Annotated in this window: 3 protein-coding genes and 1 pseudogene; all 4 read left to right on the top strand. The window is 46.7% G+C overall.

The window, feature by feature from the left end; genetic code table 11:
* On the top strand, window positions 1-600 hold a 600-nt coding region (locus NSMM_RS14020), incomplete at its 5' end, for an IS1595 family transposase (protein ID WP_143001962.1).
* 42 nt (window positions 601-642) lie between these two features.
* Entirely contained in the window at window positions 643-1,824 is a 1,182-nt protein-coding gene (locus tag NSMM_RS14015; RefSeq protein WP_090288401.1) for an ankyrin repeat domain-containing protein, read from the top strand.
* Between the two features lie 266 nt (window positions 1,825-2,090).
* Window positions 2,091-2,321 (top strand): annotated as a pseudogene (locus NSMM_RS14010) (transposase); the annotation flags it as partial.
* Between the two features lie 244 nt (window positions 2,322-2,565).
* Entirely contained in the window at window positions 2,566-3,279 is a 714-nt protein-coding gene (locus tag NSMM_RS14005; protein ID WP_090288019.1) for an IS6 family transposase, read from the top strand.
* Window positions 3,280-3,331 lie beyond the last annotated feature (52 nt).

Raw genomic sequence — 3,331 nt, 5'->3', positions numbered from 1 at the left:
TGGCGCCATCGGTTCCTGACTTTGCCGGCGGCTACTAAAGCCAACCACTTGCAAGGAATCATTGAGGCGGATGAGACCTTTTTTCCCTCTTCCTGCAAAGGTCAACGTCACCTGAATCGTCCACCGCGTAAACGCGGCAAGCAAATCCATGCACGTGGAACAGGCAAAGATCAGGTGCCGGTGCTGGTAGTACGCGACCGCTCTGGTGCAACAGCAGATTTCATGTTGAATGCGCTTGATAAAAAGACAATTGAGCCTCCTTTGCGGGCTATCCTGGCAAAAGATGCCATTTTCTGTAGTGATGGCGCTGCCGTCTACCGGTCTGTGGCTCATAGCCTCGGAATTACCCATCGCCCCGTCAATCTCTCTGCTGGAATTCGAGTCATTGCTGGTGTTTACCATATCCAGAATGTTAATGCCTACGACAGCAGACTTAAACAGTGGATGAAAAGATTTCATGGGGTCGCAACCAAATACCTGGAAAATTACCTGGGCTGGCGTAGATGGCTGGAACGTTGGGGTGGGCACAACTCGCCAATCATTGGTCTCCAGGCCGCTCTCGGACGAGAAAATCAGTTTCAACGTCTAATGCAGACATAGCCTAACTTTTACCCTGACCAGTCATGAGGAGACACTTCAGATATGAATAAAACAAACAGCATGATTTCAAGAGCAAAGAATCACCCACTGATCCTTGTTCTAATTTTCTTGGGCACGATTGTCATTTACATGGCTACATTTACTGATGCGGCCAAAAAACTGATAGAGCTGGTTACACCTCCACCTGCCATGAGTCCCGAGGCGGCACGTATAGAATTGAGTCGTTTGATGTTGCCTTATACGGCTGATACCTTTATTGAGGCAGCAGAAAAAGGTGACGTTCAAGCGATTAATTTGTTTCTAACCGCAGGAATGGATCCCAATGCGGAGGATAGTGAATATGGTAGAGCTATATATTCGGCAGTGCGCGGTAGGAAGCACTCTAAGAATGTGCAAGGACACCCTGAGATTGTACGCGTTTTGGTCAAGGCCAAAGCGAGAATTGACTCTTCGGAATTATCTCTTGCAGCGCAGATGGAAGACGCTGAAATTCTGCAACTCTTGCTAGAGGGCAGTCCAGATCGCAAGTTTCTGAATGAGGCATTTTTATCCGCTGCGGGACGAAGTATGCTCAACAATATGAAACTCTTGTTGAGAAATGGTGCCGATCTTAAGGCGGTAGGCGAGGCAGCGCTTTTGTCGGCTGCAGATTCTAGAAAGAAAAGAGAGATGGGCGGCTTGTGGGATTATAGGTCAGGAGTAAGCGAAGAAAAAATACACGAGACGGTGCTGTTCTTGCTCAAAAATGGTGTGGATGTGAATCTTAAGAGTGATTCCGGAATAACTCCTTTGTATCTAGCAGCACAGAGAGGATCTTCCAATGTCGTACGGGCTCTGCTTGATAGGGGAGCGGAAGTCAATACAACAGTTGTTGGTGGTCACGGATGGACGTCGCTGACGACGGCCCTGCTTTATTCGAACGGAGTACCGACAAATGAGGAATCGCTGGAGATCGTAAAAGCCCTTTTGGCAAAGGGCGCGGATGTAAATGCTAAAGATAAATACGGCAAAACGGCCTTGATGCTGGCAACCGGTTCACGCGACAAAAAGATCGTTCAAGCTCTACTCGAGGCCGGAGCTCAGGTCAAGGATAAGGACAAATATGGACAAACGGCTGCTTTTGCTTTAGACGAAAGATACGGCAACAATACGCCGGAAGAACGTAAAGAAACTAGTCAGCTCTTGAAAGACTATGAAGATGATCAGCCTGAAGTGGTCAAGTAAAACTGACCAATATCATAAGCAATTCCGGCGGTTCTGTCGCAAACATTCGTAAAGTGAAAGCCACACTTATTTGCGGGTACAGTTATCCTGCTAAAGCCATAAACTGAGGTGTGCTGTCAAATATGGAAAAAAGGGACGCTACCCTATATTATTCGTGGCTATGTCACCGTTAAATAGCGGTCTATGCTGTTCCCATATGAATCAATAAGATAGGGTCTGTGACGAAAATTAAAGAATTCCAACTATTGACAGCAAAGCTTGAAAGAATGACTCTGCGCCAGAGAAGGTTATTAGCAGATTGTTTGCACAAGATTGGGCATATTCAGGCCGTCAATACGTTGATTGAAAATCGCATACTGGTCACGCCATTGTGTCTCAAGTGCGGTCATAACAAAATTGCACGCTGGGGATCGGCTTCTGGGTTACAACGCTACCGCTGCTGTGCCTGCCGCGCCACCTTCAATACACTAAGCGGAACACCTCTGGCACGCCCGCGCAGTGACCGCGAGTAGGCAAGGCGCATTATGGTCGGGGACGTATGCATATCGTGCCGTCATCATCAAGTGACCCTATTCACCCTATTGCCGCTATTTGATCTCCACGGTTACTTTTTTGCGTCGCCCATGGTTTGACTTAGGCAACTCCACGCGCAGTACTCCTTCTTTATAAGTGGCCCTGGCGGCTCTGTTGCAAAAAATAAGAAAATTGGTGCATTATTGAATTTTTTCAGGGTATTTCTCAATGTCGGATTTCAAATGGCGACATTACCAGGGCGGTGTAATCCTGGGTTGTGTTAGATGGTACTGCAAGTACGGAATTAGCTATCGTGAATTGGAAGAAATGATGTTGGAGCGTGGATTTGAAGTCGATCACACAACGCTTTATCGTTGGGTTCAACATTATGCACCCGAAATGGAAAAACGCATGCGGTGGTACTACAAGCCGACGATGGGCTACAGCTGGCGGGTAGATGAAACCTATGTGAAGGTTAAAGGGAAATGGACATATTTGTACCGAGCTATTGATAAGCACGGTGACACGATTGATTTCTATCTTTCACCTACCCGTAATAAGAAAGCCGCCAAACGGTTTCTAGGCAAAGCGCTCAAATCCATAAAACCATGGGCACATCCGCAGACAATTAATACAGATAAAGCGCCGACTTTCGGTCCTGCCATTGATGAGTTGAAGGAAGAAGGGAAATGCCCTGAGGATACGGTACACCGGCAGGTAAAGTACTTGAACAATATTGTCGAGGCTGATCATGGAAAACTCAAACAGCTGATAAATCCCGTACGCGGGTTCAAATCCATGAAGACCGCCTATGCAACGATCAAGGGGTTTGAACTCATGCACATGTTCAAGAAAGGACAGATGGATGCATGGAAATATGGGCAAGGTCTCATAGGAGAAATCCGTCTTATTGAAAGACAATTCGATATTTACACCGCATAATCAAAAATATCAGAGATTTACTCTAGCCAACGCTATTTTTTGCAACAGAGCC

The organism is Nitrosomonas mobilis, assembly GCF_900103035.1.
Taxonomy (GTDB): Bacteria; Pseudomonadota; Gammaproteobacteria; order Burkholderiales; family Nitrosomonadaceae; genus Nitrosomonas; species Nitrosomonas mobilis.
The sequence above is the reverse complement of the archived record's forward strand: the minus strand, read 5'-3'. Positions and strand labels throughout refer to the sequence as shown.